This is a genomic window from Chloracidobacterium sp. D, from assembly GCF_018304685.1.
Lineage (GTDB): Bacteria > Acidobacteriota > Blastocatellia > Chloracidobacteriales > Chloracidobacteriaceae > Chloracidobacterium > Chloracidobacterium thermophilum.
Genome location: NZ_CP072634.1, coordinates 589509 through 616247 on the forward strand (window position 1 = coordinate 589509; position 26739 = coordinate 616247).

17 protein-coding genes are annotated in these 26739 nt (G+C 63.1%); 11 read left to right on the top strand and 6 right to left on the bottom strand.

Features of this window, described 5'->3' with window-relative positions:
- Window positions 1-5: 5 nt before the first annotated feature.
- The 4 genes from pheS to J8C01_RS02565 all read left to right on the top strand — a co-directional run bounded on the left by pheS (window position 6) and on the right by J8C01_RS02565 (window position 3775).
- A complete protein-coding gene (pheS, locus tag J8C01_RS02550; protein ID WP_014099014.1) occupies window positions 6-1106 on the top strand; it encodes a phenylalanine--tRNA ligase subunit alpha in 1101 nt (366 codons plus the stop codon).
- A 32-nt stretch (window positions 1107-1138) separates the two neighbouring features.
- Window positions 1139-1681 carry a hypothetical protein gene (locus tag J8C01_RS02555; RefSeq protein ID WP_211432271.1) on the top strand — a complete coding sequence of 181 codons (543 nt, stop codon included), beginning with the start codon at window positions 1139-1141 and terminating at the stop codon, window positions 1679-1681.
- A gap of 9 nt (window positions 1682-1690) precedes the next feature.
- Window positions 1691-2716, top strand: coding sequence for an L-threonylcarbamoyladenylate synthase (locus tag J8C01_RS02560; RefSeq protein WP_211432272.1), 1026 nt, complete (start codon window positions 1691-1693; stop codon window positions 2714-2716).
- A gap of 105 nt (window positions 2717-2821) precedes the next feature.
- A complete protein-coding gene (locus J8C01_RS02565) occupies window positions 2822-3775 on the top strand; it encodes a bifunctional riboflavin kinase/FAD synthetase (RefSeq protein WP_211432273.1) in 954 nt (317 codons plus the stop codon).
- Window positions 3776-3804: 29 nt separating this feature from the next.
- On the opposite strand, the gene J8C01_RS02570 is transcribed toward J8C01_RS02565, so the two are convergent.
- Window positions 3805-6303 carry a M1 aminopeptidase family protein gene (locus J8C01_RS02570; RefSeq protein WP_211432274.1) on the bottom strand — a complete coding sequence of 833 codons (2499 nt, stop codon included), beginning with the start codon at window positions 6301-6303 and terminating at the stop codon, window positions 3805-3807.
- Window positions 6304-6487: 184 nt separating this feature from the next.
- Here J8C01_RS02570 and accD point away from each other — a divergent pair, with 184 nt between their 5' ends.
- The 5 genes from accD to J8C01_RS02595 all read left to right on the top strand — a co-directional run bounded on the left by accD (window position 6488) and on the right by J8C01_RS02595 (window position 11733).
- Entirely contained in the window at window positions 6488-7336 is an 849-nt protein-coding gene (gene accD / locus J8C01_RS02575) for an acetyl-CoA carboxylase, carboxyltransferase subunit beta (protein ID WP_211432275.1), read from the top strand.
- Window positions 7337-7392: 56 nt separating this feature from the next.
- Window positions 7393-8724: a bifunctional folylpolyglutamate synthase/dihydrofolate synthase gene (locus J8C01_RS02580; RefSeq protein ID WP_211432276.1), complete on the top strand. Its 1332-nt coding sequence runs from the start codon at window positions 7393-7395 to the stop codon at window positions 8722-8724.
- Between the two features lie 21 nt (window positions 8725-8745).
- Window positions 8746-9468, top strand: coding sequence for a dethiobiotin synthase (gene bioD / locus J8C01_RS02585; RefSeq protein ID WP_211432277.1), 723 nt, complete (start codon window positions 8746-8748; stop codon window positions 9466-9468).
- 13 nt (window positions 9469-9481) lie between these two features.
- Complete coding sequence (pip, locus tag J8C01_RS02590) at window positions 9482-10438, top strand: prolyl aminopeptidase (RefSeq protein ID WP_211432278.1); 957 nt, start codon at window positions 9482-9484, stop codon at window positions 10436-10438.
- A gap of 137 nt (window positions 10439-10575) precedes the next feature.
- Window positions 10576-11733: a SpoIID/LytB domain-containing protein gene (locus J8C01_RS02595; protein ID WP_211432279.1), complete on the top strand. Its 1158-nt coding sequence runs from the start codon at window positions 10576-10578 to the stop codon at window positions 11731-11733.
- Between the two features lie 49 nt (window positions 11734-11782).
- Here the strand turns inward: J8C01_RS02595 and J8C01_RS02600 are convergent, their stop codons facing one another.
- Together J8C01_RS02600 and J8C01_RS02605 are read right to left on the bottom strand one after the other, a co-directional pair.
- A complete protein-coding gene (locus J8C01_RS02600; protein WP_211432280.1) occupies window positions 11783-12247 on the bottom strand; it encodes a peroxiredoxin in 465 nt (154 codons plus the stop codon).
- Between the two features lie 67 nt (window positions 12248-12314).
- Complete coding sequence (locus J8C01_RS02605; RefSeq protein ID WP_211432281.1) at window positions 12315-14555, bottom strand: molybdopterin-dependent oxidoreductase; 2241 nt, start codon at window positions 14553-14555, stop codon at window positions 12315-12317.
- A gap of 267 nt (window positions 14556-14822) precedes the next feature.
- Between J8C01_RS02605 and J8C01_RS02610 the strand changes: the two genes are divergently transcribed.
- The gene (locus tag J8C01_RS02610; RefSeq protein ID WP_211432282.1) at window positions 14823-16049 is read left to right on the top strand and encodes a peptidoglycan-binding protein; all 1227 of its coding nucleotides are present in this window, start codon (window positions 14823-14825) and stop codon (window positions 16047-16049) included.
- Window positions 16050-16153: 104 nt separating this feature from the next.
- Here J8C01_RS02610 and J8C01_RS02615 read toward each other — a convergent pair whose 3' ends face one another.
- Both J8C01_RS02615 and J8C01_RS02620 read right to left on the bottom strand, forming a co-directional pair.
- On the bottom strand, window positions 16154-17572 hold the full coding sequence (locus tag J8C01_RS02615) for an ABC1 kinase family protein (RefSeq protein WP_014099027.1): 1419 nt from the start codon (window positions 17570-17572) through the stop codon (window positions 16154-16156).
- Window positions 17573-17624: 52 nt separating this feature from the next.
- On the bottom strand, window positions 17625-18260 hold the full coding sequence (locus J8C01_RS02620; RefSeq protein WP_211432283.1) for a class IV adenylate cyclase: 636 nt from the start codon (window positions 18258-18260) through the stop codon (window positions 17625-17627).
- 273 nt (window positions 18261-18533) lie between these two features.
- Here J8C01_RS02620 and J8C01_RS02625 point away from each other — a divergent pair, with 273 nt between their 5' ends.
- Window positions 18534-22199, top strand: coding sequence for an NHL domain-containing protein (locus J8C01_RS02625; RefSeq protein ID WP_249355482.1), 3666 nt, complete (start codon window positions 18534-18536; stop codon window positions 22197-22199).
- A 314-nt stretch (window positions 22200-22513) separates the two neighbouring features.
- On the opposite strand, the gene J8C01_RS02630 is transcribed toward J8C01_RS02625, so the two are convergent.
- Window positions 22514-26482, bottom strand: coding sequence for a carboxypeptidase-like regulatory domain-containing protein (locus tag J8C01_RS02630; RefSeq protein WP_211432285.1), 3969 nt, complete (start codon window positions 26480-26482; stop codon window positions 22514-22516).
- Window positions 26483-26739: the final 257 nt, after the last annotated feature.

Sequence of the window (26739 nt, forward strand, 5' to 3'; positions counted from 1 at the left end):
GCTTTATGCCTGACGCATCCACCCTCAATGCTTCCACCCTTCAGTCCGTCATGGCCGATGCCCACCGGCGACTGGCTGCCACCTTTGGCGAACGCTTCCCGGAATGGACGCTGCCGGACTTTGAACTTCCGACATCCATACCACCCCGCCGGCAGTGGCAGGCGGTCAATGATTACTGGCTGGCCCGCAGGCAGGGTGTGCTGGCGCTCAAACTCAAGGAACTGGGCGCGTTGCCGGCTGACCAGCGGCCGGTGCAGGGAGCCGCACTCAACCGCTTCAAGGCCGAAGTCGAAGCCGTCCTGTCCGACCTTGAAGCTCAAGTACGGGCTTTCGAGGAAGCTGAAACCATCCGGCGCGAAGCCGTGGATGTCACCCTGCCGGGGCTGGTACGCCGGCGCGGGCGCGCCCATCCGCTGACGCAAATCCGGGAACGCATTGAGGACATCTTTGTGGCCATGGGCTACGCCGTCGAAGACGGCCCGGAAGTGGACACGGTGTTTTACAACTTCGACGCCCTCAACATTCCACCAGACCACCCGGCGCGCGATCTGACCGATACGTTTTACCTTGACGACGAACTGGCGCTGCGGTCACAGACCTCAAACGTACAAATCCACGCCATGCAGCGGCGCAAGCCCCCTTTACGGATCATCGCACCGGGGCGCGTCTTTCGTCGCGATGAGCCGGACGCCACCCACAACCCGATGTTTTTTCAGGTGGAAGGTCTCAACGTCGCGCCCGGCATCACCATGGGCGACCTCAAGGGCACGCTTCAGGTGTTTCTCACCCGGCTGTTTGAACGTCCGGTGACACTGCGTTTCCGGCCGAGCTACTTCCCCTTCGTCGAACCGGGCGCGGAGACCGACTTTCAGTGTCCGTTCTGCGGCGGCTCCGGCTGCCGCATCTGCAAGCATACCGGCTGGATTGAACTCGGCGGCTCCGGGATGGTGCATCCCAACGTCCTGCGCGCCTGTGGGATTGACCCGACGGAATTCTCCGGCTTTGCCTTCGGCTTCGGCATTGACCGCATGGCTGCGCTGCTCTACGGCATTGATGACATCCGGCTGTACTTTGAAAACGACCTGCGGTTTTTGAGCCAGTTCTGACCGCACCCCTTCCCGCGCCGTACCGTGAACCCATGAAATGCCTGCTGTTCCTGCTGCTCACTGGAAGTCTGGGCCTCTTCGGCGGCCCGGCGCAAACATCGGCACAAACATCGGCACAGGCCCCGGCGTCGGCACCAACGCCTGACCGCCAGCAGCTTCGGGTCTGGCAGGGGCGCTATCCGCACCACGATGTCAGGGGGCCGCGCGGCCGGATGCAGAAAATCAGCTTTTTCAAGCTGCCGGCGTTACGCAAGCCGCTCGCCGAGATGCTGGGGGAGGACTTTCTCGATGGCGTCGAACAGGGGAATTACCTTGAAGAACCCATTGAGCTGTTCGGGGATTATCTCCTCGTCCGGCTGTATCCCAACCTGCGCCGGATAGAGGACGAACACCGGCTCATCATCGTCGTGCCACTGGAAGGAACGGCGCTCCATGCCGTGTATTACCAGGAAGTCGTCGGTGCGGATGGCCAGCGGGACATCCAGACCGATTGGCGGCATAGCTTCGGTACATCACTGGACGACCTGCCGGAATCGCTCAAGACAAGGTTGGCGACGATAATGGGCCTTCCGTGAACGATGCGTATGAAGGCAACCCGGACGCCTGTGCTGACAGAACGTATCCTGTGCCATCCAGAGTCCCCGGAACCGGAGGCCATTGCCCGCGCCGCCGCCCTCCTGCGTCAGGGCGAACTGGTGGCCTTTCCGACGGAGACCGTCTATGGCCTTGGTGCACTGGCTTTTGATGCCGATGCCGTGGCCAAAGTCTTTGCGGCCAAGGGACGGCCGTCAAACAACCCCCTCATCGTCCACATCGCCGGGCGCGACTGGCTGGAGTGGGTCGCCGTTGCCATTCCACCGGTGGCCCACCGGCTGGTGGAGACGTTCTTCCCCGGACCGCTGACGCTCATCCTGCACAAACACGAACGCATCCCACCAGTGGTCACGGCCGGCGGGGCGACAGTCGGCGTCCGCTGGCCGGCACATCCTGTGGCCCAGGCGCTCATTCGCGCCGTCGGCGCACCGCTGGCCGCGCCGAGCGCCAACCGTTTCACGGAAGTTTCTCCGACCACAGCCGACCACGTGCTCAAAAGCCTGGACGGCCGCATTGCCGCCGTGCTCGATGGCGGCCCCTGCCCGGTCGGCATTGAGTCGGCCGTACTCGATGTCACCACCACACCTCCCACGCTCTGGCGGGCAGGCATTCTGTCCCAGGCAGAGCTGGAAGCTGTTGCCGGACAGCCCTTCCAGCGGCCCCAACCGGGGGCCGTCGTGGCGAGTCCGGGCCAGTTTCCGCGTCACTACGCCCCACGGGCGCACGTTGAGCTTGTCCTGCCAGGTGACGTGCCGAACATCGAACACCGCCTTGCCCGGTGGTTGGCGCATGGGCAGCGTCCAGCGGCACTGGTCATCTCAGAGGTCACACCACCGGCGGGCGCCCGACTGCTCCGCCTGCCGGCGCAGCCGGAAGCCTATGCCCACCGGCTCTACGCGGCGCTGCACGAACTGGATGCCCAGGGGGTGGAGGTCATCGTCATCGAGCAGGTTCCGGCTGACCCGGCCTGGGATGGGCTGCGTGACCGCCTGCACCGGGCTGCCGGCAAGCCGTAGCCCCCTTGTGCCTGTGGGCCTCCCGTAACTTCACCACACAGAACGGTTCGGACGGTGGTATCATCCGCCCTGAACACATCCTTTGGCGCCGGCTGCACTGCCTGCATGGACATCTTTCACGATTGGCAATCGCCTGCCCTGCGTACGCCGACGGTACTCACCATGGGCGTTTTCGACGGGCTTCACTTGGGCCATCAGACCATCATCCGCCGGGTGGTCGAGCGCGCGGCGGCCCTTGACTGCATTCCGACCGTCGTCACCTTCGATCCTCATCCGCGCGCCGTTCTGCATCCTGACGCTGCGCCGCCGCTGCTTCAGACGCTTGGCCAACGACTCGAAGCCCTTCGCATTCTGGGTATCCGGCAAACCCTTGTCCTGCGCTTCGACCCGGCGCTGGCAGCCCTGACCGCCGCCGAGTTTGCGCAGCGCATTCTGTTTGGGGCGCTGGGCGCACGGGAAATCTATCTTGGCGAAGATTTTGCCTTCGGGCGCGGCCGGCAGGGCAACATCGCCACGCTCCGTTGCCTGGGTGCGGACTACGGCTGCGCTGCGTATGAAGTCGAAGCCGTGCTGCTGCGGGGCAAGCGGGTCAGCTCCACGCGCCTGCGCGAAGCCATCCAGTCGGGGCGCATCAACCTGGCGCGGCGGATGCTGCTGCGGCCCTACGGCGTCGAAGGAGAAGTTGTGACCGGCCGACGGCTGGGGCGGACGCTGGATTTCCCCACCGCCAACATCGCGGTCATCAACCGCGTGCTCCCGGCCGATGGCGTCTATGTGACGGCCACTCTCATTGGCGGCGTCTGGCGGCGCAGCGTGACCAACATCGGCTACCGCCCGACAGTCAGCGATGACCGTCTGCGCGTCGTCGAAACGCACATCCTGGATTTTGGCGGTGATCTCTATGGCACATCCCTCCGCACCCGGTTTCTGCATCGGCTGCGTGCGGAACGGAAGTTCGCCAGTCTGGAAGAGCTGCGCGCTCAGATTGCGTACGACGTGGCCCGCACCCGGCGCTACTTCCGGCATCCGGGCGTCCGCCGCTCGCTGGCCGTCGAATGACCGGCCTCACCGGCCGGTCTGGCGTTTGGCTAGCGCTTGGCCAGCACGAACTGATCGAGCCGTTCAACCATCCAGCTCTGTCCCACCCGCCGCAGAAAGATCAGTCCCGTCCCGGTTTGTTCTTCCTTCGTGGCGGAGACGACCACCACCCGTACGTCGAGCAGGACGCGGCGGGCGTCGAGACGTTCCATGCGCAGGCCCTGGGTCGTCCAGGCGTCAGGCTTGGAAACCACGATGCCCAGCACGAACCTGGACGTGTCGGGGCGGATGAAACAGGCTTCGAGCGCCTTGGACGTACCCGTACGGATGGCTTTGTCCATCGTGGCCAGGAAGGCCCGGAGTTCCTCGTCGGGCGGGGAGGCCTGTCCGGCGGCCGTTTCACTGGCCAGCAGTCCCCGCCGGGCCTGCTCATCCAGCGCCGGGCCGGATTCCATCTCAAACGCGGCTTTGTAGGCGGCGCGCGCCTGCTCGTAGGCCTGGCGGGCCATGGCCAGATCGGCTTCGGTCAGCAGCGCCAGCGCCAGCGGATACCGGGAAGGAAGCGCCGCGCGGCGAATGGCGGCCACCTGCTCCGCTGCCGCATCGGGCTTACCCTGGGTGATGAGTGTCCGGGCCAGGTAGGCGCGGGCCAGGGCCAAGTCCGGCTCGCGGGCCAGAGCCTCGCGCAGCAGTCCTTCCGCTTCGGCCTGACGCTGCGCTTCGGTTTCACCGGCTTTCAGACGACGGGTGAGCGTGGCTTCGGCATCGAGCAGTAGCCCGAAGGCGTAGCGTCGTTCCGGGCGGGCATCGTTGTCGAACTGCCTGGAGTTGCGGTCGTAGCCAAAGCGCACCTGGGGATAGAGCTTTTCGGGGTCGAGTTCGACGCTGGTGATGGTGGCCGGGGTCTCAAACACGGCCGTGGCATAGCCTTTGGAAGGCAGTTCCACCGTTGTGGTCAGCCGTTCTCCCTTGTCAGTGATGGCCACGACAGGCAGGCTGGCATCGCCCGTGCCCAGATTGCGCAGGGCGCAAGTCCAGCCCGGGCCGTCCTCGCGCCTGACCGGAACACCGATGATGAAATCCGGCTCGCTGAGTTCCTCGAACCACTGCCGGAAGAAGTTGGCGCGGCGCTCATCGGGCGGCGTTCCGACAAGGCGGTTGCGGAACGCTTCGTAGGTGGCAGTGCCCCCCGGATCGGCGACGGTCTCCCGGATGGCCGTCAACAGCGTGTCACGCCCGACGAGGCGTTCCAGCAGGCGGAAAACGAGCGCACCCCTGTTTGGCATGCTGGCGTAGTAATCCGGGAAAGCCGGATGCTGGAGCACCGGAATCAGATCAATGCCCCGCTCGAAACCCTGCTGGGAGACCCGGATGGCAGCCAGGCGGCCGTAGGCAAAGCTCCGACGCAACCAGAAATCCCGCCCGGCGGCCGGCCCGTAGTGCTGTTCGATGTAGCGTCCTGTCAGATATGCCGGCAGCGCGTCCGCCAGGATGCCCCACCCACGCCCCCGCAGCCGGACTTTGCCGCCGAGCCAGGTCTGGGCCAGGCTCGCCGTCAGCCATTCCACCATTTCGGCATCCAGTGTCGGACGGCGCAGGGCCGCCGCTTCGATGAGCACCGCACCCGGTGCGGCATACCGGATGGCGCGGTCGGTGTCGAAATCCCGTCCACGCAGTTCCGGGCTGCGCCGGTCAGCAACCACGCGGCGGGGCGTTGTCAGCAGGTGGAACTCACGCACCGGGGCCGCACCCCACAACTTCTGGTAAAAGGCCAGAATCCGCTCGACTTCCTCGGCCAGCCGCTGCGCCTGACGCTGGGTTTCGGCCGGTAGTCCCTGGGCGCTGCGGACGTGAATCGTCACAGATTCACCGTTATCTGCAGCAACGCGGCGGCTGACCGGCGGGCCGAAGGGCTGCACCACCAGCCAGGGTTCACCCGCCAAATCTGAAGTGAAGACGATGGCATCATCAGTTTCCCGGCGCGTCCCACTGGACCAGACTTCGCCATCGGGCGACCGGGCGACGGTCAGGACGTAGGGGGCAGTGTCCAGGCCGTGGCTGCTCTGGGGCAGGTGAATGAAGGGCGTCCAGCCGGACTCCGGCAGAAGCAGCGTATCGCCGGGAGTGATGGCAGCATAGCTGGTGCTTTCGCGGTAGGTCAGCGTGTAGGCCAGCCGGGCGGTGACTTTCCCTCCCGGCGCCAGGGGCGGGGAGAGTTCCGCCACGTACGTGGCAATGGCCGCATCGCCGCCGGGCTGTTTCTTTTCGTCCGTGGAAAAAGCCCGTTCATTGACCGTGAACGCCGTCACTTTGGCCGCTTTCGTCAGCCGCAGGGTGAGCGTCCGCGCTTCGGCCTGCCGGGCAATGTTGGTCAGTTCAAGCGTGGCCGTGACATCGGCGCTGTATTCGGCCGGGCGAAGCGTTACGCTAATGGTTGAGCGAACGAGGCCGAAGTCAGCAAACTCCTGGGCCGGTACGGCCACGGGTGTCAGCCACAGGCACATGGTCCACAGAAGCCAGTGCCGGAAAAAACGGTGAACTTGGTGCATGGTCGGGATGGATTCTGTCAGGAACAACGGGAAGTTTCAGTCGCTACGCGACTTGCAGGCTGGACGCCCAAGGCTGAACCGACTATGGTTGCCGGGCCAGGGAAGCCTTTTCTAACACTGAATGCTGAACGCTGCACAGCCTTGTTCGGCTCAAAATGATTTCACTGTCCAGGATGTACTGCGTATGGCCTGGTTTCGACGCAAGCGCAATATCACCGAAGAAACACTGCCTTCCGACCGCAAGGTGCGAACCGAAGGTTTGTTTGTCAAATGTCCGGCCTGTGGGACGACGCTGTTCAAGAAGGACCTTGAAGCCAGCCTGTACGTCTGCACCAACTGTCGGCATCACATGAAATGGCCGACCCGGTTGCGCCTGGCGCATCTGTTTGATGAAGGCCGGTACGAAACCTTCGACGACAACATCGTTTCCACCGACATCCTGGGGTTCTTCGATACCAAGTCCTATGCCGAGCGAATTGAACAGGCCCGCAGGAGTACCGGCTTCAACGATGCCATCGTCTGCGCCGAGGGTACGCTTGGTGGGCGTCCCATCATCGGCTGCGTCATGGTGATGGAGTTCATCGGCGGCAGCATGGGGTCAGTTGTCGGTGAAAAGGTGACACGCGCCATCGAGCGGGCGATTGCCCGGAAAAAGCCGCTCATCATCGTTTCGGCTTCCGGCGGGGCGCGCATGATGGAAGGCACCTACAGCCTGATGCAGCTTGCCAAGATTTGCGGCGCGCTGGCCCGTCTGGATGCGGCGCGTGTGCCGTATATTTCCGTCCTGACCGACCCGACAACCGGCGGCGTCACGGCCAGTTTTGCCATGCTGGGCGACATCAACGTGGCCGAACCGGGGGCGCTCATCGGGTTTGCCGGGCCACGGGTCATTGAGCAAACCATTCGTCAAAAGCTGCCGGCCGGATTCCAGCGGTCGGAATTTCTGCTGGCTCACGGTATGCTCGATGCCGTTGTGGACCGGCGTGAGATGCGGAAGTTTCTGATGGATGCCCTGGCTTTTATGGCCGGCTGAGTCTTTTCCGTTCTGAAAACGGCTGCCGTTTTGCTGGAAGTCGAGACCCCTTGTCCATGGACTTTGAGGCTGCTACCCGATACCTGCAGGCGTTGGGCAATGAAGTCGCCACAATGAAGCTTGGCCTGGAAGCCATGCAGGCACTTCTGGCCAAACTGGGACAGCCGGAGCAGAAGTTCTGCGCCATTCACGTCGCCGGCACAAACGGCAAAGGCTCCACCTGTGCGTTTCTGGCCAGCATCTTCCAGCAGGCGGGCTTGCGTACCGGGTTGTACACGTCGCCTCACCTGATGAGTCCCGTCGAGCGCATCCGGCTCAATGGGCAGGCTATCCCGGAAGCCGCTTTTGCAGAGGTCATGACGCAGGTTCATGACGCGGTTGAGTCATTGTTGGAACAGGGGCGTCTGGCTGCGCGTCCGACGTTTTTTGAGCATCTCACAGCCGCGGCCTTTACCTACCTGGCCGCCCGGCAGGCCGAGGTCGTCGTGGCCGAAGTCGGCCTGGGCGGCCGGCTGGATGCCACCAACGTCCTGCACCCAGCGGCGGCAGTCATCACCAACATCGGTGAAGACCACCGGGAATGGCTGGGGCCCACGCTGTCCCACATCGCCCGTGAAAAGGCCGGGATCATCAAGCCCGGCGTGCCGGTGTACCTGGCGGACACCCAGCCAGAGGAAGCGCGCCGGGTGTTGGCGCACTCGGCCCTGGCGCAGCAGGTTGAACCGCAGTGGGTGGCTCCCTTCGAGACCGTACATCTGGATGCCACGGGCTGCCCTTCTGTCCGCTTTGACCAGCGCTTTCCCAGCCTGGAAGGCGGAGTGTGCCGGTTGTCGCTGCGCGGCAGGCATCAGACGCAAAACGCGGCTCTGGCGGCCGTGGTTGCCCAGGCTGAACTGCGCCGCCGGGGTGTAGCCGAAAGCGACATCGGCCGGGCGATTGTGGCCGGACTGGAAACCACCCACTGGCCCGGACGTTTACAGTGGCTGGAGACAACTCCGCCGGTACTGCTTGACGGCGCGCACAACCCACAGGGAGCGCAGGCGCTGGCGCACTTTCTGGAAAGCATTGGCGGGCGGCGTCCCCGAACCGCCATCTTTGCCACCATGCGCGACAAACCGGCCGCCGATCTGCTGTCGGCACTGGCGTCGGGTGTGGATCGTCTGATTCTGACGGAGGTCAAAAACCAGCCCCGGACGATGCCGCGTGAGAGTCTCGAAGTCATTGCCCTGGGCTACTGGCTGCCGTCGGGTATCATCCAGGCGCCGGATGTCGCCATGGCGCTGGCCCGGGCCCGCGAACTGACGCCACCTGAAGGGCTGATTCTCGTCTGCGGCTCCATTTACCTCATCGGCGAGGCACTCCAGGCGCTGCAAGTGCCGGTTTTGTGACGCAGCCACTGTGACGCACCCATGACGCCAATCTTTTTCGTAACCGGAACTGACACGGGTGTGGGCAAAACCGCTGTCACCTGTGCCCTGGTGCGGACATTGATCCAGTCCGGCTGTCGCGCGCGCGCCGTCAAGCCGATTGAGTCCGGCTGCGCCATGGACGCTGCTGGTGAACTCCAGCCGGCGGATGCGCTGGCCCATCGCCGGGCGGCCGGACTGGAGCACCTGCCTCTGGAACGCTTCATCCGCTATCGGTTGGCGGAACCGCTTGCCCCGGCCGTGGCGGCAGAACGGGCCGGCGTCACCATTGAACTGGAAGCCTGTCTTGAACTTGTGCAGGCCGCTGCCGCTGAAACGGATGTGTTGCTCGTGGAAGGGGCGGGCGGACTGCTCGTGCCGCTGGCGGGAACAGCCAGCACAGGCTACCAGACCGTCGCCGATTTCATCGCCCGGCTGGGTTGTCCGACGCTGGTGGTGGCGCGGGCGCGGCTGGGCACGCTCAACCACGTCCTGCTCACCTGGAACGAACTGCACCGCCGTGGACTCCCTGGTGTGGGCGTCATTCTCAACGACACGGACGCCGAAGCCGGTCTGGAGCGGGAAGACAACGCGCGCGTGCTGCGAGCATTTGGCGTCCCGGTACTGGCCGAACTACCATACGGCATGACGCACCTCGAACCGTACCAGCTTGAACCCTACCTGTCGGACGCCCGGCGTTACCTCACCGGCAACCCACCGCCCTGATTGGAGTCTTGCCATGACCGACGCGCGCACGCTCTATCCGCCCATCGAACCCTATGAAACCGGGATGCTGCCGGTTTCCGAACGGCACACGTTGTACTACGAAGTCAGCGGCAATCCCCAGGGGAAGCCGGTGGTCTTTCTCCACGGCGGGCCCGGCGGCGGCACCTCCCCTGACCACCGGCGGTACTTCGACCCGGAGCGTTACCGCATCGTCCTGTTTGACCAGCGCGGTGCCGGGAAAAGCACGCCCTACGCCTGTCTGGAAGAGAACACGACGTGGGATTTGGTTGCCGACATCGAGCGTTTGCGCCAACACCTGGACATCCGAAAGTGGGTCGTGTTTGGCGGCTCCTGGGGCAGTACCCTGGCGCTGGCTTACGCAGAAACCCATCCCGACCGCGTCCGGGCGCTGGTGCTGCGGGGAATTTTTCTGTGCCGCAAAAAGGAGATTGACTGGTTTTACCAGGAAGGGGCGAATGCCATTTTCCCGGACGCCTGGGAGCCGTACCGCGATCTCATTCCCCCGGATGAACGCCACGACATGGTGGCCGCTTACTACCGCCGGTTGACGAGCGATGATGAGCAAGTGCGGCTGGCGGCTGCCCGCGCCTGGAGTGTCTGGGAAGGCAGTACCTCAAAACTGCTCCCGGACCCGGAACTCATCAAGGATTTCGACGAGCGTGCGCTGGCCATTGCCCGCATTGAGTGCCACTACTTCATCAACCGGATTTTCATGGAGTCCGAGCATTACCTGCTCGAACACGTCCATCGCATTCGCCACATTCCGACGGTCATCGTGCAGGGGCGTTACGATGTGGTGTGTCCGGTGATGACCGCCTGGGAGCTGCACAAGGCGTTTCCTGAAGCCGATTTTCAAATCATTCCGAACGCCGGGCATTCCGCCTCGGAGCCGGGGACGACGGCGGCGCTGGTTGCGGCGATGGACCGTTTCGCCCTGCTGCCCGACTAGGAAACCCATAGCCCTGAAGGCGTATGACCGCCCATATTCTGAAGTGCGGTCCGGCAGTCTTGTGTCTGTTGGTGTTTCCGTTCTGGATAACCGGCGGCGGCAGGTCGTCGGCTGCTCACACCAGACCGTCGTCCAGAGTGCGACTGCCGGAAACCCTGCGCATCGGCATCCTGACGCTGTTTCAGCCGCAGGAAGTCACTCTGGCGGCAGGTTCCCGGCCTGCCACTCTGCATCTCGATGAACGTCCCGTGGCACTCCCGCCCGGCCGCCTCTGCCGGGTGGCGAAGGATGCCGGCGGCCTCGCTCTCTGGCAGGGTGAGCGACGGTTGGCCATCGGGACACATCTGGCCGTGGCCGCGGAGGATGTGACCGTGGAAGTGACAGGACGCAGAACCCGCCTGCGCCGGCATTTTTGTGGAACGCTCACGGTGACGCCCGGCGAAAAACATCTCCAACTCGTCGTGACCCAGCCGCCGGAAGCCGTTGTTGCGGCAGTGGTGAGCGCCGAGCTTTCGCCGGAAGCGCCGTCGGAAGCGGCCAGGGCGCTGGCGGTCGTCGTCCGCAGCTATCTGGTCAACCACGTTGGACGGCATGCCGGTCAGGGGTTCGATTTCTGTGACTCGACGCACTGCCAGTTGTTTTTCGGCGAGCAATGGGCGCGACGGGAAGCCGGACGCGAAACCGGCGGCGCCCTTTCGGGACTGGGAAAGCAGGCGGCTGCCGACACCCAGGGAGAAGTCCTGTGGGAAGCCGACGGCGGGCTGAGCGACGCCTACTATACGGCCTGCTGTGGCGGGCGTACGACGACGCCGGCCGTGGCTTTTGGTATGGGCCAGGACTCCACAACCGCCACGGGCGTCCGTTGCCGGTGGTGCCGGGAGGCACGTTTTTTCGCCTGGATGCGCCGGGTTGACCGACGGACGCTGGCCCGCGCCCTCCTGCCGGAGCTGGCAGCAACGGAAAGCTGGAACATCGCCGTTGCCGGGCGCACGCCGGATGGCTTTGTGACCAGCCTTGTCGTCCAGGCCGGTTCACGGCAAATCACCCTGCCCAACTATCGGTTCCGGCACCTGGTGGGGCAACGGCTGGGGTGGAACCTTGTCCTTTCCAACCGGTACGCCATTGAGCCGCATGGGGAATGGCTGGTGCTGCGCGGTCAGGGATTCGGCCATCAGGTCGGGTTGTGTCTGGCCGGGGCCATTGCCCAGGCCCAGGCCGGACGGCACTACCGGGACATTCTCCGCCACTACTTCCCGAAATCCGCCTGCCACAACGCACTGCAAACTGACTTCTGACGGCATCGGTTCCAATGAGGATTGCCCGCGCCGGCCCGGCAGGCTGTTTTCAGGCGGCTATCTGGCGTAGGGCTGCGAGCAGTTCGGTGCGGCTGCGCTTGAAAATGGGCAGCGTTTCGACGTGGCGGTAGCGGATGATGCCCTGCTTGTCAATGATGAACACAGCCCGGTTGGCGATGGGAAGCAGACCGCCCAGCATCAGGACACCATACGCCTTGCACAGTTGATTTCCGGGGTCTTCGAGCAGCGGGAAGGGGAAGGAATACTTTTCGGCGAACTTTTTGTGCGCCGTCAGGTCGTTGGTGCTGACGCCAAGAATCACCGCATCGAGTTGCCGGAAGGCTTCCCAGCCGTCGCGGTAGTCGCACAGTTGCGCCGTGCAGGTCGGGGTGTCGTCGCCGGGATAGAACACGAGCACGACGTGGTTTTTGCCCCGGAACTGGGACAGGGAATAGGTTTGGCCGTCACTGGCAGCCAGGGAAAAATCCGGCGCCGGGTCTCCTACGTTGGGCATGGTCGTTTCCTGAACTACCTGTTCTCAGACTGGTGAAACATCAGAAAGCTGAAACGGGGGCAAGCGGTCAGTCCGCTGCCACAGGCCACCCGGTTTCGACATTCATGGCTTCCCATTCGCCACGGTGCGCTTCCCAGAAGGGCTGGGCGTCGTCGAAGACTTTGACGTGGCGAAGCAGCGTCCCACGCGCAAACAGCCCCTCGCCCATTTCGACGATCCGCTGGTCATGGGGGGCTGTGGCGTCAATCAGCGCCGTCTGCTCCCGCAGCGAAGCCTGAAGGCGCTCCCGGTCGGCCGGTTCGGCCAGCGGCCGCGCCAACCGGAAAGCGCCTTTGGGCGCCTGCTTGAGGCTGGCGAAACTCACCCCGGCGTAGCCTGGCACTTCCAGGGCGATGTCATTGAGCAGGGCGCTGGCGGAACCTTTGGAAGGCATCGGGCAGCCCATGGCTTTGGCCAGCGCCTGGACAATCAGCCAGTCCGGGCGGCGGTTGCCGTCGCCTTCAAGCAGACGTGCCACCCGCTGCACCTGTCCGGCATGATTCGTAAACGTGCCATCCTGTTCGGCATAGCTCATGGCCGGGAACACAACGTGCGCCAGTTTGGCCGTTTCCGTCAGGAACAGTTCACTCACGATGAGGCATTCCAGCCGGGCAAGCGCGGCGCGCCAGTGGTCGCCAAGGTTCGAGATGGGATCGGCTCCGGCGAGATAGGCCGCGCGAATGCTCTGTCCAAAGTCGGCTTCCAGATGCGCCGCGTTGACCGACAGCCCCATGTCGAACGTGCCTGCCGAGTTGTTGTCCTCCGCCAGCGCCAGCAGATGAACCGTCGCGTCAGGTTTCGTGAGAAGACGAACCTGCGCCAGGGCGCGAAGCGCCGCACCACGCACTTCCGGCCCGACGATGACCACGAGCCGGTCGGCCGTTGTGATGGCCTCGCGGAGCGTGCGCAGGTCATCCACCGCAACGCCCGCCAGCAGAGCCATCGCTTCCAGGCTGGCTTCCTCGAAGAGCGCGCGCACGATGGCGCTTTCACCGTCGGGACGCACATGCAGGAAGACCTCGGCCTGCCGCCGCGCGATGCGTGTTGCCCGCTGGTTGATCACCAGAAGGCGCGCGCCGTGCTTCCGCCGGGCATAGCGCATGGCAAAGCCGGTCAGTGGGCTGTATTCCGTCGGGTCGCCACCGATTTGGACAATGGTCGTGGCCTGCTTGATGTCCTCGTGCGTGGCCAGCGGGGCCGAGAGATGGGCATAAAAATCGCCGAGTTCGACGTTGCGGAAGTGGGCCAGGTGCGGCGTGTCGAGCGTCCGGCCGAAGCGGGCCAGGGCAAAGTTGGCTTCATTCGTCAGCCGGGAGGAACCCACTATGGCTACAGCATTTCCGCCGTGCTGTTTGTGGATGCCAGAAAGAAGCCGGGCCGCCGTCGCCAGAGCCTCGTCCCAGGTGGCCGGCTTGAGGTCGTTGCCCTGCCGAATCAGGGGCGTCGTCAGCCGTGCCGGATTGGAGATGTAGGCGCTGCCGTACCGGCCCCGGATGCACAGAAACTCGCCGTTGATGCCGGTCAGGTCTTTGGAAGCCGCGCGGACGTACTGTTTGCCCCGGACGCCCAGTTCAAGCTGGCAGCCATCGGCACAAAACGAGCAGGTTGTCTGTTGTTCGCGCATATCCCACGGACGGGCTTTGAAGCGCGAGTCCACGGAAAGCAGCGCGCCAACCGGGCAGACTTCAACGCAGTTGCCGCACTGTTCGCAGTGCAGGTCCTGCCCGTAAAAACCGATGACTTCATTGGTGCCGCGAAAGATTTTGGTCAGGGCGTGCACGTCCATCCAGTCTTCGCACACGCGCACGCAGCGGTAGCACTTCACGCACCGCTGTTCGTCATAGGCAATGAAGGGCGAGAGCCGGCGTTCTTCCTTGTTGTTTTTGGGAACTTCATAGTGGGCATAAACGGCCCCGTACTGAAAGGCCATATCCTGCAACTCGCACTGTCCGCCTTTGTCACACACCGGGCAGTCGAGCGGGTGGTTGCCCAAGATGAAGTCCAGCATGCCTTTGCGGGCTTCAACGATTTCATCGGAACTCGCCGTGACCACCATGCCGTCGGTAATCGTGACGGTACAGGCGGTAGCCAGCTTGGGCACCTTTTCGATGCGCACCAGACACATCCGGCAGGCCGCCTGGGAGGTCAGATCGGGGTAGTAGCAGAAGTTGGGAATGGCAATGCCCTGTGCCGTGCAGAACTCCAGAAGGAGCATGCCCTTCGGGGCCTGGTAGGTCTTGCCGTCTATCGTAAGCGTGACGAGTTCCATGGGTGGCGTGGCTTGGGAAGGCTGGTCAGGTTGGGTTTCACGGGCGCAAAGTGTTGGTTATAGTACCGTCGTGTTTTCAACACTGACAAGCCAGCCTGCCCATTCCGCGGTGAACCGACTGGCGTTACATCCACTACTGAACGGCTCTTCTGTTCAAAGGTCATCCACAGACCAACGTGGGGCCGGGCTGGCGCATCTTGGGTGATGCTGTGATGCCCGCTGCGGCATCGTTGACACGAATCGGCTTACACGAAAGGAAATCCTGCCATGAAACGTCACTTGACCCGAAGCCTGGTCACACCTCTTGGCCTCGTCGCCCTCTGTGGTGCGATGTGGCCCGCGCTCCCTTCCCAGCAACCCTCCGTTGCCGGGATCGTTTTTGCCCAGCGTTTTCAGGACATCACCCTGCCCCCTGGAACCATCATCCGGGTGCAGATGGACCGGACGATTTCCTCCCGTACGGCGCGGGTGGGAGACACCTTCACGGCCACCGTGTTTGAACCTGTAATTGTCGGGGGGCAGTTGGCCATTCCGCAGGGCACACAGGTGCAGGGACGGGTCACGGCGGTCCAGCCGGCTGAGCGGCGGAGCCGTTCTGGAACGATTGCCGTCGAGTTTGACCGCATTATTTTTGCCAACGGCGTATCGCGTGACATGCGCGCTTCGCTGACCAGTCTGGATGCCAGAGAGCGTGAGCAGATTGACAGCGAAGGAAGGGCCCGGGGCGGCAGCTCCACCAAGCGCAATGTCATTTTCGTGGGTGGTGGCGCGGGGGCCGGCGCGGCTATCGGCGCAATTGCCGGCGGTGGCAAGGGAGCTGCCATTGGCGCTGGTATCGGGGCCGCGGCCGGTGTCCTTGGCGCGTTGCTTTCCAAGGGGCAGGAAGCCCAGGTGCAGAGTGGATACCGTTTCGGCGTCGAACTTGAACAACCGCTGCGGGTGCCCAGCGACATGAGCACCGGCGGCAACACGGGCAGCGGCGGCAACTGGGATGACTACGGTTACGATGCGGCCCGAGGTGAGTACACTGCTCCCGACATCGTGCGCCGGGCACAGACCGAACTGCGCCGGCAGGGCTTCTACGATGGCGACATTACCGGCAACCTGGGACAGCTCACCCGGCAGGCCATCGGCAATTTTCAACGCCAGCAGGGCCTGACGGTGAACCGTCGCCTGGACCGCGAGACGGCGCGCGCACTGGGTGTCGTTTCCGGTGGCGGCTTCTCCACCGGGAGCGACCCGTCTGGCGGGAGTGACCCGAACGAAGACTTCGGCTATGGCTATGACCCGAATGCCGGAGAGTACACCGCCAGCGATATTGTGCGCCGGGCGCAGACCGAACTGCGCCGGGAACGGCTCTACAACGGACGCATTACCGGCCGCCTCGATGCCGAGACGCGCGATGCCATCCAGCGTTTTCAGGAAGAGCGCGGACTGCCGACAACCGGCCGTCTGGACCGGGAAACCGCTCTGGAGATGGGGATTGTCTATTAGTCCGGTACTGGATTGGATGCGTTCGTCCGCCGGGCGGGCGATGAACCGGTGAGAGTGACAGCGGCGCAGCCGGGAAGCCAACCGTGCTTTCCGGCTGTGCTTTTTTATGTGAACCGGCGGACCGTACGGTGACCCAGAAAGCGCCGAATCTCATCCACAGCCGTGTTGAGCAGACCCTCCCGGCTGAGCAACGACTTGACGTACTGCGGCGCCAGCGCTTCCTGCATCGGCTCAAAGCCATGTTCGATGAGGCTCCAACCGGGACGCAGTTTCGCCGCCATGCCTTCGAGCAGGGAAAGGCTCCGAAAGACATAGACCAGTTCGGCCGGGAGGTTGAGTCCCAGTTCACGGGCTGTCCGCTCGATGGCCAGACCCACGCCCAGCATGCGGTTTTGGGCATCGAGTCCGCGGCGGTGAAGCTGGATGATTTCCTCGATGAAGGCATGAATGCGCCGGCGGTTGGTGCCCGGCGCAACGATGCCGGTTTCATACAGGCCATCCACAAGGCGTTCCCGGTCGCCGTGCAAGCCGGCCGCCACGGCATCCAGAATGGCCGCACGCATCTCGCGCGAGAGGCGGCACACCATGCCGTAGTCGAGAAGAATCAACTGCCCGCCATCGCCGACAAGAATGTTTCCGGGATGGGGGTCGGCGTGATAGACGCCGGCCACGAAGATCATTTCGGCGTAGAGCCTGACCAGCCGGGCAATGAGATCGTCAAAGTCGAAACCAGCCGCCTGAAGCCGCTCCACGTCGGTGAACTTCACGCCGGGGCAGTATTCCATGACGATGACCTGCGGACCCGACACTTCCGGGTACACGAGCGGAACGGTGACATCTTCCCGGCGGGCAAGAATGCGCGCCATGGTTTCGATGTTCTCCATCTCGGTCGTCAGGTCGAGTTCCTGCGCCATGCCCTTTGAGCCTTCAGCAATGGCTGTGGAGAGCATGCGGGTCAGTGAGTTGGAAAAATGCCGGTCGAGCTGCCGGATGACATAGCCGGCGATTTTGAGGTCAACGGCCATCTGCGCCGGGATGTCCGGGCGAACAAACTTGACGGCTACATCCTGTCCCTGCCAGACCGCGTAGTGAACCTGCGCCAGCGACGCAGCGGCCAGGGCTTCGTCGTCAAAGCGGTCAAACACGGCTTCCAACCGGGTGCCGTAAATGGCTTCGAGCGTCCGCCGGGCGGCTTTGCCCGACAGGGGGGTAATGCCGTCCTGGAGCTTGGAAATTTCTTCGATATACACTGCCGGAACGAGGTCCGGGCGGGTACTGACAAGCTGCCCCAGTTTGATGAAGGCCGTGCCCAGCGTTTCAATGTGTTGCTTGATGGTCTGCGCCCGCTGGCGATGGGTTTCCTCCGAGACCTGCCGGGGCGGCCCAAAAGCAATGTACCGCCGCCGGTCACGTACAAAGGCCAGGGTGGTCGGCAGGGTAAGCCGCAGCATGGTGGTCGCCCGCCGGGCAAGCCGCGCCTGCTGCGCAAGCGAGGAAAAACGCGATGAAGGACGATGTGACATAGACGACAAACCAAGGCGACGAAACCGGCGTCAACGGTGAAGCCAACTATTCCTATCGTCCATTACCCGTCGGCAAAGTGAAAGTCATATCTTCAAGCGGGCACCCGGCCGCCCGGCAGCGTTCCGCCTGAAGCCGGGGATAGGCGTCCGTGAGATAATCGCCGGGACCCAGACCAAGCTGCGCCACCAGCCGCTCCAGTGTGGTTTCGTCGCCTTCGAGTTCCAGAAACCACCCGATGGGGGTTTCGTCGAACATCGCCCACAGGGTCAGTCCAGTGGGGTGCGTAAGGCGGTAGGTCGTGCGGAACTTCTGGTAGCGAAAGACTTTTTCAAAACCGAGGCGTTCGAGCAGCCGCATGAGCGCGCGGCCATCGGATACCGTGAGTTCGATTTCCTCCCGTACCTTTGCCTGCCGGCCCTGTTCCTGCTGGCCCTTTGCCTCGTTGCCAGCAGTCCCGGCCGGCGGCCCCTTGTGCGTCAGGGTCGCCTGGGGCAGGTCATCCCGCAGCCGTACCCGAAGTGCCTGGCGGCTGGCCAGCAGCGACCGCGTCGGGGTGTCGAACAGCCAGTTGTCTTCAAAATGGCGTGGTGTGACAAGTTCAAGCGTACATCCGGCGGCGATCAGACGTTGGTACAGCTCATCGAACGTTTCTCCGGCCAACTTGATCTCAGCTTCGACGTGGGACATGGCAGCCGTGAGCGCACAAAGCTTGGGGAAAGGTTCAGGGAAACTCTTGAAGGCGTGTCGCGGAGCGCCAGAGGGGAACAGAGTTGCTGCGACCGGCGACTATTGGTTGTCGGTGGCTCATTTTGGGCAATTATGTTGCTGAAACCCGTCCTGACGTTAGAAAGTATGGGTTGCAGCCAAAAAACTCAATCCATCCGGTCGCTTTTGCGTCTTTGCCGGTCATTGTCTGCCCTATCGGGTTTCCAGAGTCATTCGTCGAGGTGAAAACCAGTGATGTCGGAATCCAGCTATAACCAGCTTGAAGCCACGCCCAACAGCCCTCCGATGGGGGGCGTTGTCAAATTTGAAAGTGAAGGTTTTTCCTTCGTTCATCCGGCATCCTGGCAGGCAACGCAGGTTCGAGGGTTTCAGTACAGTGTTGGCGATCCCAACGGCACCACTGGCCTGTTCCGGCTCACAACTGTGCACTTCCCCGATGTGCCTGAGGAGGGGACTTTAGCCGCGGCCCTCAATGATCTGCTGGAGGAACTGCCGGACGTTGTTCAGGGGGACAAATTCACGACCGGCTTTTACACCGGGCTGACCGCCCAACTGGAAGTCGTCTGGCGCGGGACGCCTTATCTGTTCTGGGCCGTGGTCATCAGCCAGACGGACGCTGCCCGGCAGGCTGTGAAGCGGGGCGTGCTCATCATGGCTGTTCCAGTCGCCGAGGTCGAGGCCGGGGAACGCGATGCGCGTCTCATTCTGGACAGCTTTGCCGTGGGTGGGCAGGCGGTCACCGACATGCGGATTTCCATGAGCCGGGTCGAGTCGGTGACATTTGAACCGAGCGCCCTGATTGAAACCCGGCGTTTGCCCGCTGAGCCGGATGCTACGCCGGATGCGACGACCCCAGACGTGGTGACCCTGGAAGACCTGCCTTCCCACCCGGTTGAGCCGGCCGGGCGGCCGGATTGGCACGTCAGTGTCAGTACCCTGACGGCCAGTGAAGGTGGTTATGCCGATGGGCCGCTGACCGTGGCCAAGTTTCTGCGTCCCAATGGAATTGCCTGTGATCCCCAAGGAAACCTGTATGTGGCTGACTTCGGTGGGCACCGCATCCGCCAGATTTCTGTTGATGGCCTGGTGCGGACGCTGGCCGGGAGTGGCCAGCCCGGCAACCGGGACGATCTGGGGCTGCTGGCCGAATTCAACGGCCCACGCGGCATTGCCTACGCGGCCGGGTATCTCTATGTCGCCGACCTCAACAATGCTTCGGTGCGCCGTCTGACCCTGGACGGAGCCGTGACCACGTTGGCCGGGGACGGTGTGGAAGGCACCCGGGATGGCGTCGGCAAACAGGCCCGTTTCAAGGCTCCCCGCGCTGTTGCCGTGGACGCTTCGGGAACGGTGTATGTGGCTGACGACACACGGGTGCGTCGCATCAGCCCAGGCGGCATGGTGGTCACGATTGCCGGTGGCGAGCCGGGGTGCGTGGACGGTCCGGCGGAAGCGGCCCGTTTCGATACCCTCAGCGGTCTGGCGCTTGACCGGGTGGGCAACCTGTATCTGGCCGATGCCGGTAATCGCCGGTTGCGCAAACTGAGTCGGGATGGGCAGGTCAGCACCCTGCCGGTAGGGCCGGATGACAAGGTCGAGGTGCCGATTCTGCATCCGGTGGCCGTGACGGTCGGGCCCGACGGCACGCTGTACGTTCTCGACGTGGCTGATTTTTCGCTCAAGGCCGTGCTGCCGGGCGGGCAGGTCATCCGCCTTGCCGGTGGGCAGCAGGGGATTGCCGATGGCGACGGCACCACGGCCCGCTTCTGGATGCCCACGGCGCTGACGTTTCTTGACTACCGGCTGTACGTCACCGACCGCGAGCAGCATGCCATCTGTCTTGTCCGTCTCCAGAACCGGGAAGAAACCAGCGTCATCGAGCCATCGGCTTCTGCAGGCAGTCCACCGCCATCCGTCCTGCCGCCAGCGCTGGAAGACCAGAAGCTCACCAAACCTTCCCCAGCAGTGAGCGCTACCCCGCCCCAGCCGGCTCCCCCGGCATCTGGTGTGGTGTCTGGTTCTCGCGGCGTGGCTCCCTTCGGCAGGCAAACCGGGTTGGGAACGACGGACATGACTGAGTTGGTCGTGACGGTGACAGCCGGTGACAGCACACCCGGTTTCCTTGACGGAGTTGGAACCTCCGCCCGACTCAACCATCCGGTAGGTCTTGCTCTGGATGCCCAAGGGGTTCTCTACATTGCTGACCATTTCAACCATGCCATCCGCAAGCTGCTGCCGGATGGCCGTCTGGTGACGCTGGCCGGTGGCGGCCAACGTGGTTTTCAGGATGGATATGGACCGGAGGCCCAGTTCAACGGGCCGCTTGGCCTGGCCGTCGGGCGGGACGGAGAACTCTATGTGGCCGACCACCTGAACATGCGCATTCGGAAAGTGACCCCCGATGGCTATGTTTCCACCCTGGCCGGAACGGGAATCTCCAAGATCGAAGACGGTTCCGTAGCAACCGCCAGCTTTGAGGGGCCCAAAGGTGTCGCCGTGGACATGCACGGTGTCGTCTATGTCACTGATGGCGTGACCGTCCGCACAATTACGCCCGACGGAGAGGTGCGGACCCTGGCCGGGCAGGTGCGCGGCTTCCGGGATGGTATCGGGACCCGGGCCATGTTCGGCTGGGCCTATGCCATTGCCGTGGATGTCTCCGGTCTCTGTTTCGTGACGGATGCTGCCAATCATGCCGTCCGCTGTATCTTCCCGGATGGCACGGTCAAGACGGTATTTGGCGGCGGGGAAGCCCGGCAGTTGAACTTTCCCAACGGTCTTGCCGTGGACGTGTTTGGCCATCTCTACGTGGCGGATACCAACAACCACCGCATTCTGCGGCTGACGCCCAACGGCAACGGCTACACGGCTTCCCTGGTCTGTGGGGTGCGGCGCGGCCGCCAGACCGGTCCCGCGCTGGAAGCCGAACTTGACTCGCCACGCGGGATTGTCGTCGGTTTTCACAACAATCTCTACGTTGCAGATTCCAACGCCAATCGCATCCTGTGGGTGGGCCCGGCGCATTCGCTGGCTTCTGCGACGCCAACGACAAACAGCCCATTCGCGCCCGTCGTCCTGCCGGCTGCGGAAGGCGGACTGGAAGACATCGAGACGGTCAGCGACAACCTTCCACCCCTTGAGGCCCTGCATGCTTCCAGTTCGCTTCCGTCCGAGGTCACAGACCTGGCGGAACAGATGGAGCGCCACGAACAGGACACCCCGGCCCATCGGGAGAACCTGTCCGGCCAGGTCGCGGTGACACCAGTACCGGCCCCAGCACCGGCCCTGGTTCAGCCAGAGGCGGTGCCCGCCGTCCCGCCGCCTGGACGCCCACGGCACGTCGCCGCCACAGTTCTGGGATGGGGCATCGAGCTTTCCGGCAACAACCTGATCCGAACCGAACCAGACGGTTCACTGCTGCTGGATACAACCTACAGTGCGGAAAACAGCGCCTTCTTTTACCTGCCCTGGGAAGTCACGTCCGAACAGAAGGTCGTCATCGAAGTACGCATGCAGCTTGTGGCTTACATCGGCGAGCGCGATGCAACCGGATGTGCCGTCTGGTTCGAGAATGACCGCTACGCCGATGCCCTCCTCATCCAACCGGATGGCATCCGGCTGCTGCGGGTGCCTGAACTGGCCTATGCTTGCAACCCCAGTGCAGGCATCAACACCTACACCATTGTTCTGCACGGTTCGGATGTGCGGATTGGCGTCAACGGTGTCGCCCGCATTCACGGGGAAGGCCGGTTCTGGAGGCGTCCGGCGGCGCAGTCCGGTCGTGCCCCGCGCCGCTGGTTAGCCTTTGGGGATGGCTCCTCGACCGCCGGCAGCATCTCCCGGTGGCAGTGTGTGACCTATCAGGTCCTGCCGCCCGACACAGACACCCTGCCGCTCTAGTGCAAGGGATTTGAAAACCATTTTCGATTTGGGATAGACTGGTGACAGCTTTCACCCAAGGAGCTGTGGCCGTGGTCATCTGCCGCCGTAAACGCAAGGACAAGTGCTGTAAAAAGTTCAAAAAGTGTGGCAAGCACTGCAAGGGCTGCCCGCGTCTGTAGGCGGCTTTGTCTGGCTGCCAGCTTTGTCTGCTGCCAGCGCAGCTTCCCGCTAACGCCCTACGTCGCGCCCCGCGCCGGAAAATCGGGATAAAAAAACCGGGTACAGGAAAGCCTGTACCCGGTTGGCATGCGAGACGTGCTTGGGTCGGCTGACTAGAACCGCACCTTCAGGCTGAACTGCATGATGCGGGGTCCGCCCACCGTATTGGTGATCTTGCCAAAATCGCCCGAATCCTGGAGGTCGTTACCCGGCAAGGCGAAGTTCACGTTGTTGAAGACATTGAAAATGTCCCAGCGGAACTCGATCCCGACGCGCTCCGTGACCAAGGTGTTCTTCGCCAGACTGAAGTCCACCCGTTTCTGAAACGCTCCCCGCAGGACGTTGCGCCCCAGGTTTCCGTAACCGCCAAGGGGTGAGGCCAGAGCAGCCAGGTTGAAGAACTGCTCGGTTGGCTCAGGCCCACGCCGCCGCAGGTCGCTGATGGTTGCACCGGGCGCGAGGTTGGGACGCCCAAAGCCCGGACGGAACAAGCCCCCGGAACCAAGCCGCAGGCTGGTGAAGTTGGCCCCGTTGGTGCCAACGGAGGAGATTTCCGGTTCGGAGGAAAAGATGCTGAAGGGTGCGCCGGACTGCACCTGGATGAACGTCGAAAAGGCCCAGCCCTTGACGAACCGGTTGTTTGAGCCAAAGGTCGGGAAGTCATAGACGACGGTCGTGCTGAAGCGGTGCGTCCGGTCGAAGTCTGACGGCCCGCGATTGGCGCGCAGATTGCGCGGGTCGCCCTGTGCGACGAAACCGACGTTGGGGGCATCCGGCCGCGCGTTCCCGGCCGTGCTGCCAGGGTCAGCCGACATGTTGTCAATGGATTTCGACCACGTGTAGGCTGCAAAGTAGTTCAGTCCGCCGTACGACTCGTTGAAGCCCAGCCGCTGCTGCGTGGTCAACTGCAACGAGTGGTAGATCGAGCTGGCCGATGAGGTCAGCAAAATGGCTTCGGGGATGTTCAGCCCCAAGTAAAAACCGCGGGCCTCGAACGGCAGCACCGAGCCGGCGGCATTGGCCACGTTGAGGTCCATGGTGCGCCGTGGATCGCCCACGGGGAACGCCACGTTGGGAAAACCAAAGGCGCGTCCCATACCACGCTCCCGCGCCGTCGCCCCCGGATTGAGGGGGCCATTGGGGCTGCCAGCGGCAACGTAAGCCCGGTTGAAACGCTCATAAATCAGGTCCGGCGTGCTCGGGTCATTCATATCGAACACCGTGTTGAGAATGAGCGCCTGCAACAGCTTCGTACCTTTGGTGCCGATGTAGCGGGCTTCCACGATCCAGTTCTTGCGCAGTTCATACTGCACACCGAGATTCCACTGCTGGATGTAGGGCGTGCGCAGCCGGCGGTCAACAGCGCGGAATTCAAAGGTCTCGGCGACGTTGCCGAAGAAGGGCTGGCCCGTCGCCGGGTCAATCGGGTTGAGTGAGCCGTCCGCCTGGCGCGTGACACCCGTGCCATCCCGAATCTGGTACGTGCCGTTGACTCCGGCTGTGCGCACCACGCGCAGACCGGGAATGCCCTGTGCCGGGATACCGGTCAGGAACTGGAAGAAGGGACGATTGGGGTCCTGCTGTGAAAAGGCCGTGGTGAACGGCACGTTGCCGGGCGGCGCCGTGACCTCGATTTCCCGCAGGTAGGGATAGTTACTGAACACCGTGTTGATGAAGGCCGCAGACGGACGGTCATAGAAGAACCCGTAGCCGCCGCGCACCACGAACCGTCCGCTGTCAAAGGGCGTCCAGGCAAAACCGATGCGTGGGGCGAAGTTGTTGCGGTCATCGTTGATGGTGCTGCGGTTGTTGGCGCGCACCGAGCGGTCAATGGACGTGTCAATGGCCGCAAACCCGGTTGGCTTGGCGTTCGAGGGAACGACAAAGCCGGTGATGATGTTGTTCGGGTCGGTCACCAGGTCGGGGTAGAAGTTGCCAAAGCGCCCCCGCTTTTCACTCGGTGTTCCGAAGTATTCGTACCGCACGCCGTAGTTGAGGGTGAAGTTGTTGGTAAGGCGCCAGTCGGCAGCGGCAAACAGGCTCACGTCGAAGAAGCGGAAGTTCTTCTGGGTAAACCCGTACTGCGTGTCGGCTTCCGTGACGCGCCCGGCCAGAAACTGGGTGAAGTTTTCGAGTTTCTCGAATTCGACTCCCTGTTCTTCGGGCAGGTCGGTGTCAAAGAAGTGGCGCTTGAACTCAGCGCCGAAGCGGAAGGTCTGGTCGCCTTTGACCCAGGTCAGGGTATTGAAAAGCGAATAGGTGTTCTGGAGCCGCTTGTTGAAGGCATCGTTCGGCCCGTTGATGGAGAAGTTGGAAGCGCGTGTCACGATGCGGGGCAGCCGGAAGCTGTTCGTCCCGGAGTCGAAGATGGAAGCCGGGTTGAAGACCTGAAGGCTTGGTGCATTGAAGGTGCGCGCAATTTCATCGGGCTGCACCAGCAGGGGGGTGTCCAGGGCGCGGGAGTTGCGCAGCCGGAAGTAGCCAAAACGGAACTCGTTGATGAGCGTGGGCGAAAACGTGTGGACATCCGAAATGGCCACGGAGTAGTTCTGGTCGGCCCGGCGGATGGTTGCCGGCGAAGCAAGGTTCGTGGGGGCCGTAAACGGATCGAAGCCGGGGAAGTCCGCAAAGAAAAACACCCCGCTCAACCGGTTGTTGTTGGCAATCTGCCAGTCTATGCGGGAGTTGACCTGATCCTGGGTAAAGTTTGCCGGCTGGACGATCCGTTCCTGAAGCATGGGGTTGCCACGGGTGCCGCCAGCAGGCCCGGTATTGACGTTGCGCGTCGTGCCCGTGGCGCTGTTCGTGAACGTTACCGTGACATTGTTGCCCGTGACGTTGGTCGGCAATCCGGGCAGTCCACTGCCGCTGTCCGTTCCTATGAGACGGGCATTGGGGCCGGGGGTTGGGATGAGAAAGCCGCCCGTGACCGGATTGCGCCGGTTGAGCAGGTTGAGCGCCACCGGACTGATTTCCGACGGCAACAGATTCAAGCCCGGATTGAGCTGGTTGACAGCGGCGGCAATCCGGGCAGCCGACCGGTCACTTCCCACCAGCGCCAGAAACTGCGGCAGGACGGTAATGCTGCTGGCCGTCGGGACGAAAGCCGTGCTGGCCTGCGTCCGCTGGTAACCTCCAAAAAAGAAAAGCCGATCCTTGCGAATCGGTCCGCCAATGGCAAAACCACCTTCATTGCGCCGCGCGCGGGGGCGCTCAATGCCATCCCGGTTGAAGAAGAAGTCGTTGGCGTTGAAGATTTCGTTCTGGATGTAATGATAGCCGACACCGTGAAACTCATTCGTGCCACTCTTGGTGACGAGCTGGAAGTTACCGCCCCCGGAACGCCCGGTTGAGGCGTCATAGAGGCTCGTCTGGAGCTTGACTTCCGAGAGGGTTTCCGGCGCCGGTGAGATGTTGCCATCCAGCGAGCCTTCATTGCTGGTGATGTTCGTGGCATCAATGCCATTGAACTGCAAGCTGGTGCTTGTCGTGCGCGTGCCGTTGACGGCCGGTGAGACGTTGCCGTTGCCGTTGATGGAAACGGGCGGAAGATCGGCCGCGACGCCTGCTTCCGTCGAGAGCAGGTGGGTGAAGCTGCGCGTCGAGGTGGGCACTTTCGTCAGTTGCTCGGCGTTGATCTGGCGAAAGGTCGCGGCGGTGGTCGTCACCACCTGCAACGGGACATCCTCAGTGATGGTAATGGTTTCGCTGATGGCGCCGGTTTCGAGTTTGACATCAATCGTCCGCGGCACAGCCGCTTCGACTTCCACGCCCCGGCGGTCAAGTTCCCGGAATCCATCCCGGCGGTAACTGATCTGATAGATGCCGGTCGGAAGCACGGGGATAAGCCACCGGCCGTTGTTGTCGGTCTGTACGGTGCGCTCCACACCGGCGTCTGATTTGACCGTGACAGTGACACCCGGTAGCGCCGCGCCACTGGCATCCTGGACGACACCACCCAGACTGCCGGTGGCGCCCACCTGGGCCAGTGCCATATCCCATGCGCCCAGCGCCATGACCACCATGCCAATGGTGAGACACAGCACGCGCGATAGCCTGCGAGGCAGGTACTGCCTGAACATAGTCCATCCTCCTCAAGAGCCTTGTTGAGGCCGTTAGAAAAAAGCCACGCCAGCGTGGCCCATCATTGTGCGTGGGATGGACGCTAGAGAGCCGAAGTAACATTCCTTTGAACAACAGTGTTACGTGCTGTTTCAAACCGGTTACATTTCTGTAAACTCACAGGAAGTCCTCCGCGAGGGCAGGACCTCCGTGGTCGCTGCCTTGTGCCAGCGCAGCTACCAGACGGCAAGGAAGGTTTCAGACGCGAGGATTTGGC